Source organism: Acinetobacter sp. KAM396 (assembly GCF_021602765.1).
Classification (GTDB): Bacteria; Pseudomonadota; Gammaproteobacteria; order Pseudomonadales; family Moraxellaceae; genus Acinetobacter; species Acinetobacter towneri_A.
Genome location: NZ_BPPH01000018.1, coordinates 40249 through 48059 on the forward strand (window position 1 = coordinate 40249; position 7811 = coordinate 48059).

The 7811-nt window shown below is 41.2% G+C and carries 8 protein-coding genes and 5 pseudogenes; 11 read left to right on the top strand and 2 right to left on the bottom strand.

What is annotated here, in order from left to right; all coding sequences use genetic code 11:
• Positions 1 to 2: 2 nt before the first annotated feature.
• From L6C30_RS10010 to L6C30_RS10050, 9 genes and pseudogenes are all read left to right on the top strand, one after another.
• Positions 3 to 242 (top strand): hypothetical protein, encoded by a 240-nt coding sequence (locus L6C30_RS10010; protein ID WP_236162959.1) that lies wholly within the window; start codon positions 3 to 5, stop codon positions 240 to 242.
• Positions 242 to 3104, top strand: a pseudogene (locus L6C30_RS10015) (toprim domain-containing protein). The gene L6C30_RS10010 and the pseudogene L6C30_RS10015 overlap by 1 nt, the downstream one beginning before the upstream one ends.
• Positions 3104 to 3442: a hypothetical protein gene (locus L6C30_RS10020; protein WP_236162958.1), complete on the top strand. Its 339-nt coding sequence runs from the start codon at positions 3104 to 3106 to the stop codon at positions 3440 to 3442. The pseudogene L6C30_RS10015 and the gene L6C30_RS10020 overlap by 1 nt, the downstream one beginning before the upstream one ends.
• A 140-nt stretch (positions 3443 to 3582) precedes the next feature.
• A pseudogene (locus L6C30_RS10025) lies at positions 3583 to 3921 on the top strand (single-stranded DNA-binding protein); the annotation flags it as partial.
• Between the two features lie 25 nt (positions 3922 to 3946).
• A complete protein-coding gene (locus tag L6C30_RS10030; RefSeq protein WP_236162957.1) occupies positions 3947 to 4441 on the top strand; it encodes a hypothetical protein in 495 nt (164 codons plus the stop codon).
• Positions 4438 to 4659 carry a hypothetical protein gene (locus L6C30_RS10035; protein WP_236162956.1) on the top strand — a complete coding sequence of 74 codons (222 nt, stop codon included), beginning with the start codon at positions 4438 to 4440 and terminating at the stop codon, positions 4657 to 4659. Before L6C30_RS10030 ends, L6C30_RS10035 begins: the two co-directional genes overlap by 4 nt.
• Positions 4656 to 4934: a pyocin activator PrtN family protein gene (locus tag L6C30_RS10040; RefSeq protein ID WP_004672722.1), complete on the top strand. Its 279-nt coding sequence runs from the start codon at positions 4656 to 4658 to the stop codon at positions 4932 to 4934. Before L6C30_RS10035 ends, L6C30_RS10040 begins: the two co-directional genes overlap by 4 nt.
• Before the next feature lie 23 nt (positions 4935 to 4957).
• The gene (locus L6C30_RS10045; protein ID WP_236162955.1) at positions 4958 to 5164 is read left to right on the top strand and encodes a hypothetical protein; all 207 of its coding nucleotides are present in this window, start codon (positions 4958 to 4960) and stop codon (positions 5162 to 5164) included.
• Positions 5165 to 5371 (top strand): DUF551 domain-containing protein, encoded by a 207-nt coding sequence (locus L6C30_RS10050; RefSeq protein ID WP_099336566.1) that lies wholly within the window; start codon positions 5165 to 5167, stop codon positions 5369 to 5371.
• A 12-nt stretch (positions 5372 to 5383) separates the two neighbouring features.
• Here the strand turns inward: L6C30_RS10050 and L6C30_RS10055 are convergent, their stop codons facing one another.
• A complete protein-coding gene (locus L6C30_RS10055) occupies positions 5384 to 6529 on the bottom strand; it encodes a tyrosine-type recombinase/integrase (RefSeq protein WP_236162954.1) in 1146 nt (381 codons plus the stop codon).
• 214 nt (positions 6530 to 6743) lie between these two features.
• On the opposite strand from L6C30_RS10055, the pseudogene L6C30_RS14985 reads away from it, so the two are divergent.
• Positions 6744 to 6791, top strand: a pseudogene (locus L6C30_RS14985) (hypothetical protein); the annotation flags it as partial.
• A 164-nt stretch (positions 6792 to 6955) separates the two neighbouring features.
• Positions 6956 to 7536 (top strand): annotated as a pseudogene (locus tag L6C30_RS10060) (IS66 family transposase zinc-finger binding domain-containing protein); the annotation flags it as partial.
• Between the two features lie 68 nt (positions 7537 to 7604).
• Here L6C30_RS10060 and istB read toward each other — a convergent pair.
• Positions 7605 to 7811, bottom strand: a pseudogene (gene istB, locus L6C30_RS10065) (IS21-like element ISAba8 family helper ATPase IstB); the annotation flags it as partial.

Sequence of the window (7811 nt, forward strand, 5' to 3'; positions counted from 1 at the left end):
GAATGTTAACACTAAAAGAAATATGCCAAAAGCGCAAAGCTCAAATTGAAAACCGAAACGGTACAGCAGCACTGCACGAGCGTATTGAACAAATGACTCAACTTCGTGACCCTTTGCGCTTTATTGCTGCACTCAAGTTAAAAGGTTACATCGAAGCACTTTGCGATCAAAAGCTTATGACGCTTACAGATGCAAATGACTGGCTCCAAATCGTAGAAACAAAATATCGGGGTGTAAATTAATGTACGAATTGAAACACCGCATTATTGAACGGCTTGAAAAAACCTTCAATTTTAAGAAACGTGATGAATGGTTCCGTGAAGGACTATGCCCAAGCTGTGGGAAAAAAGAGGTTTTTACACATGCTATCAATCCTCGTATTGTTAAATGTGGACGTTTAAACAAATGTGGCTATGAAGAACACGTAAAAGATATTTGTGAAGATCTTTTTAAAGATTGGTCTAAAGAATTTCCTAAAACTGAAGCGAAACCACATGCTGCTGCAGATGCATATTTACAGCATGGACGTGGTTTCGATCTATCAAAAATTAATGGTCTTTATACCCAAGAAGCATTTCATAACGAGAAGAAATTCCCAGGGCTTGTTAGTGCAACAGTACGTTTCAAACTTGCACCGGGTATTTACTGGGAACGCTTAATAGATCGTCCAGAACGCTTTGGTCGTCAGAAAGCCAATTTTATTGGTAAATATGAAGGCTATTCATGGACCATGATGGAACTAGATGCTTTATGTAATGCCGATTCTATTTGGTTTACTGAAGGAATTTTCAATGCCATCGCATTAACACTATCCAATGTTCCTGCAGTTGCAACCATGTCTAGTGGAAACTATCCAACTAAACTACTTCAGCAAATCACTGACCGTTGTCATGAGCTAAAAAAAGATAAGCCACGTCTTTGCTGGGCATTTGACAATGACAAAGCAGGTAAAAAGGCAATTAAAAAATTCCATTTACGTGCAATACAGGAAAAATGGTCATCAACTGCAGCGTTACCACCACACCAAATCAAAGACAAAAACTTTGATTGGAATGACTTATATATGCATGAACTATTGCATAGTGAGGAGCGTAAAAAATGCTGAAGGTTGGTCGTCTACAGCTGCACAGCCACCAGCAAATAGTGGTAAAAAACTCGACTGGAATGACTTGTTCCAGTGGGACAAACTCAATCCTGATCAATTCCCCAAATACAAACATTATGGTGAATTGCTCATTGCTGAAACGGCTGAAGAAGCAGGTCTTCTGATTTATAACTTCTATGAAGGTCGTCGTCACACATTCTATTACAACCACAAATTCCGTTTGTACTGGTGGGAACTCGACTATGACAAATTCAACAAAGCAGTTCAGCATTTAGAAGATCGCAACAATGAAGCCGCTGAAAATGGTGGTCAGATCCTCACTGATAAAGAGATCCGTTCAAGTGCATTAAAGAATTGTTCCGCAGCCAAAGAAATTTGCAACGCTCAGATTGAACCGTTGTACTTCCAGCGCAATGAAATTACCGATGAATCTTGGTACTACTTCAAATTGCAAAGCCCATGGTCAGAAGCAAAAACCACATTTACGGCTGACCAAATGTCATCACGTTCAAAGTTCAAACCACGTGTCATGTCTGTGATGTCCGGTGCAATGTGGACAGGTACCGATAATCACCTGGAAACATTCATCAAACGTGAAACTGAGCGTTTACGTGAAGTCAAAACTATTGACTACATTGGTTATAGCCGTGAGTACCAAACTTATATCTTTGAAAAATATGCCGTGCATAAGGGCCAAATCATTGCCATCAATGAGCACGACTTTTTCAAAGTAAAACGTCAGGAAATTAAAACACTGGCAAGTTCACCAGCGATCACATTGAACCCGAAAAAACAGTTTGATCCGTCATGGTGGAATGACTTTCATAAAGTCCGTGGTGCCAAAGGTATTGTGGCTTTGGCTTGGTGGATGGGTTCATATTTTGCTGAACAAATCCGTGCCATGCACAGCTCATATCCATTTATGGAAATTGTCGGTGAAGCCGGTGCAGGTAAATCACGTTTAATTGAAATGATGTGGAAACTTTCAGGTCGTAAAGACTATGAAGGCTTTGATGCCAACAAATCCACAAACGTGGCGGTGTACCGTAACTTTGCACAGATCGCAAACTTGCCAGTGGTCCTGATCGAAGGCGACCGTAATGACGTGAACGGTAATGCTGTTCAAAAGTCAAAATTCAGTTGGGATGAATTAAAAGATGCTTTCAACGGACGTGCCATCCGTTCCAAAGGTTTAAAGACTGCAGGCAATGAAACCTATGAACCACCGTTTCGTGGTGCCATTCTGATTTCGCAGAACACAGCAATTCAGGCTTCAGAAGCAATTTTGACACGTACATTGCACTTGTACTTCGACCGCAAAGGACAGTCACTGGAAACCAAACGCATTGTCGATGAACTGGATCGCATGGAACTTGAAGATGCATGCACCTTCATGACCCATTGCCTGCGTAATGAAGACAAAATCTTGGAAACATACGCATCAAAGTTACAGTCAATTGAAGATCACTATCATGAAATTGGCATTACCCATACACGTATTGCCTTATGTCATGCACAAGTGGCTGCACTGATCGAAGCAATGACCAAACACGTTTTGCCAATCGACTTGGAAGACATGCTTGAAGCACAAGAAATGCTTGAACAAATGGCGCGTGAACGTGTGGAACAGTTAAACGGTGATCATCCTGATGTGGAAAAATTCTGGGATGTTTATGAGTACTTGCAAGGCAACCGTTCACCAGAATGGGGACTCAATCATCATGACAACGATGCTCAAACTATCGCTATCAACTTAAACGAAATTTACAAAGTTGCTGCACGTAATTATCAGCAGCTGCCTGAAATCAATGAAATGAAAAAATTACTTCGCACCTCACGCAAGTACAAATTCATTGAAAGTAATAAACAGGTGTACTCAGACCGTTTCCCTGCCGATGACGTGGCAGCGGTTTCAAAAAGTCGTGAAGCACCAGGTAAACCAAGCCGTAACGTGAAGTGCTGGATCTTCACCAATCCAAATTTAGGGGCAAAGAAATAATGAACGCTCAAACACAAAAAGACCGAAGCTATTACACCATGATCGCAGAACACCAGGATATTTCAGCGCGTGTACTACGTTTGCATACTGTTCTTAATCAGCACCCATGCATTCAGCACATGCCAACTGAAGCATGCATCCTGATCAACGAAATGAAAAATATTGTTGAAACTGGCAAAGCACAGCCAGGTGGACTTGAAACTGCTGAACTCAATTTTGACTCTGAATTACCGTTCACAGATCCTGAAATGATTACTGCGCATGAATTTGCCATAGGCGACACCGTGTGGATCCCGGATGAATTTGCACGCTACAAATTTATTGTCAGCAGTCATTAGCGTTTTGAAGTGACTCAGATCGTCGGCAATGATCAGCTGTATGTTTGTTATATCCATAATCCGAACATTCCATTCACTAATAACCAGAAATGCTTCACAGCGCATTTCAGTCATTTTGCCAAATTTGAAGGAGAAACATCATGCGCGGTGTAAATAAAGTTGTACTGGTAGGCTCATTGGGTGCCAATCCTGAAAGCAAAAGCTTTCCAAACGGTGGTTCACTTTGCAATTTCTCCATTGCAACGTCTGAAAAATGGCAAAACAAACAGAGCGGTGAATGGATTGAACAAACTGAATGGCACCGTATCGTGGTCAAAAACCGCTTAGGTGAAATTGCCCAGCAGTACCTGAAAAAAGGTTCAAAGGTGTACATCGAGGGCAAATTAAAAACACGTCAATGGACGGATCAGAACGGTATTGAACGCTATACCACTGAAATCCATGCAGAACAGATGCAGCTGCTCGACTCTGCACCACAGGCAAATGGCTATTAAGGGGAAAGCAATGCAAAAATATTATGAAATTAATGACACAGAAGCTGTAAATAAAATTGATGCAGCACTTTCAGCTTCGAATAAATTTGACGAAAAACTTTATCAAGTTGGTGAACAATATGCTGCTGATGGGTATGGCGTTCACAATACTTTAAGCAATGGAAAAATCTTCCATCACATTTGGTTTTTCGATGAATCTAAAATCGATAAAACTCTATTTAAAATTAGCAAAGGTAAGCCAATGGATGGCAAGCCTATTTTTGAAGCTAGACCACGTAAGACGAATAAGCAGTTTTATTCAGAGTTCATGAAGGACCTTCATAGCCTTAATTACTCTGATCTAACAACGGCACTCTTTGGTGAAGTAATCCGTTATGGTGCTGATTTAGGCTTTAAAAAGAAAGGAAATAAATATTTTGTGTCAGCAAACTTTGACGTTGTTTTGCCCCACATTGAATTGACTGCTAGTCAGTATCAAAGTGCTATAGAGGAATCAAATAAATGATCAAAGTTACCCCTGACCATGAAAAAGCGGCTGAAGCCTACAACACAGTAAAAGCCATGAATTGTGAATATGTAAATATCATTGCCAAGGAATATCCAATTTCCGACATAAAAGTAGGCTATTACATTGCCGGTATTTCCCCAGCAACCGCTGAAAATGGTGTAAGTCGTGAACAATGGCTTGCTGAATTTGAACAGTTAAACGGAACACAAGGATGAACGCTGCACTGAATCAATTTGATTCAAGTTTCTTATTGGCCATGAAGTATCAGTCTCCAGTGGTTCCACTGGAGGTGATCGTAAAGGACTTTTTACCGCATCTTAAAATTGAAACAGCAAAGAAGCGTGCAGCCGTTCAAGATCTGCCCTTCCCAACGTTCAAGGCAGAAGATTCAAACAAAGCCCCTTACATGGTGAACATTACAGACGTGGCAATTTGGCTAAACAAACAAAGTCAAATTTCTAAACAAGACTGGACAAATATGCACGCCTAAAAACGTGCATTGAGGGTTTAAAAATGCAATACGAAAATAATTTAGAAAAATTAAAGGCTAAAAAGCCTGAAGGTGCCACCATTGTGGCAGTCAAAGGTGATCGAGTGACCTACTTTAAGGAAACGGAAAAAGATCGCTTACTGACCTTCAATCGCACCATGTGGGTAAAAACGTGGTTCACACCATTTCACATGAACCTAAAACATTTTGATTTTATCGCGGTGATCTAAATGCAAAATATGTATCAAATGATCAGCTTAAAAGATCAACTGCCACCAAGGAATGAAAAGGTTTTAATTTACAGACCTCATGCACACTTACCACCGCATGAGGATCCTAATTTCAAAATTGCAAAATATATTGGTGAAGGTCTATGGATCGGTAGCCACTTTGAACATGAAATCACGCACTGGTTGCCACTAATAAAGCCCCAATAAATGGGGCTTTTTTTATACCAATTTTTTGGCCACTTTCATGGCTTCCACAAAATCCAATCGATCACGACGGTTTTTCAGGTTTACATAACGTCTCAGACTTTCCCAAGACTCATGCAAACTGATCTGCTGCAGCTGAGGAATGGTCAAACCATCTTCAGCCAATCGGGTAATTCCTTCATGACGCAAATCATGAAAACGTAAATCTTCAATCCCTGTCATCTTGATCGCTTCACGCCAGCGTGATGCAAATGATTTTGCATTCAACGGCAACAACACCGACGGATCTGCAGAATCTAAACGAAGCATTTGATCACGGACATCAGGCTTCATTAACTCTTTGATGACACGTTCAGCCTGTTCAGTCACCTTAAAACTTTTATGATTGCCGGCACTGCCATTTGGATTTTTTAAATCAAAAACTTTCCATTCATTGTGATGCTGATCAAATTGATTCAAAAAAAGTCGTGTCAATTCATCTTCACGCCTGCAGGTATAGATGGCCAACCACATAATCAGATGCAAAGGCATGGATGTTTTACTGGTTTTCCAACGTCTATAAAAATAATTAGTCAGTAATTGCAGCTCATTTGATGTCGGCAAACGGTCACGTTTCTTGGACTTGGTGATCACACGTGCATTGCGTAGACCTTTCATCGCCTGTTCCAGCTCAAAAAGATTGACTTTTTCACCCCAAACAAGATCCGCATGCGTCAAAACCACCTTCAAATATTGCAAATCTTGCAAGGCAGTACTTGATTCAATCGGATCTGCAGCAATCTCTGGGTACCCTGTTCGCCTTAAATATGTATGATCAGTAAAATCTTTCCTGGTTAAATCTGAAATTTTGACCTTTCCGATTGGCCAATTAGTTAAAAAGCGGATGCCCATGCGTTTGGATCGCCCAAAACCTTCAACTTCTTTTAAATATTTCTCCAAAGCAGCAGCTAAGGTCATGCCCTTTGAAATATTTGCAGAAATCATCAGTTCAGGATTCAATTCAAGTTCATATTCGCGCTTTTTGATCCATGCTTCAGCCAATGACCTTTTACTAAACGTCTTAGACTCTGTAAAATTCGGCAGCCCTTGTCGCTTGACACGCACCTGCGCCCTGTATTTTTTCACACCAGTGGACAGAACTCTTTCTGTAACTGTACCCATAAATTTGCACCCTGACCCAAAACCCATTTCACGGTGCAAATACGGTGCACCGAAATACTGAAATATGGGGGAATATGAGTAAAAATGCGAGTAAATGCAATATGCAAAATGTAGATAAAGCCCTGAAAAATCCACAACTTATTGATAACTCAATAAAACCTCGTATTTCCGTGGCACCGATGATGGACTGGGCATCTGGCTGTGTGCCCGGCGGCTGGAACAGGGCAAATTTCACTGGGCTCAAGTTCACCAAGGTGAAACCGTGGCCCTCAGCCCGGAACAGTTACAGGCACTGATCCAAGGTTTGCCCTGGCAGCGCATTGGACGACAGCAGGTGGTGAAGATGCTTTAAAACAGGCTGTTCCATTCTGCTATTCTCCAAACGTTCTATTTCATTCTTCTCATGACCTCAGGCATACTGCGGTCATGAATACGCTGCCTGACTTAAGCCAACTGACCCATGAACAACTGCTGGAATTCACCAGGCAGTTGGCGATGCAGCATCAGTCTCTGGCACAATCAAATCAAGAATTAGAAAAATAAACCAGCAATTAGATGCCAGAGTTCAACATCTTGAAGTCATCAATCAGCAATTAGATTCTAAAGTTCAACATCTTTCTATTCTCAATCAAAAATACGAGCATGAACTCGCACTATTTAAACAGCACAAATTCGGCAGTAAAAACGAACATCTCACTGCAAAACAAATCCATCTATGGGACGAAGCGGTCGAAGAAGATATCGCAGCCGTTGATCTAGAACTGGAACGGCTAAATGCAGATAAAACCGATGCAGTGACACACAAAGCCACAGTCAAAAAACCTAAACGTCGACCACTGCCATATCATCTACACACCATCCGTATTGAGCATGAACCTGCATCAACCCAATGTGCTTGTGGCTGCCAACTCCATCGTATCGGCGAAGATGTCAGTGAAAAACTGCATTTCAGACCGGCACAGTTCTATAAGGAACAGCATGTGCGTGGTAAATGGGTCTGTTGTCAACGGCATTCTAAAATTGACCCCTTTTACCTTACAAATGGCAAAGTAAAATTGACCCCTTTGATCTCGTATTAAATTTCAACCTGGGGCTGAATCCCAATTCTTTTTTTATCCTTCAAACGATAACTCTCACCCGATATTTGTACCACATGACAGTGATGCAGCAACCGATCTAACATCGCAGCGGTCAACGTAACATCATCCGCAAATGACTTAGACCATTGGCTAAAGGGTAAGTTACTCGTCAATATCGTACTGCCTTTTTCATAACGCTTGGC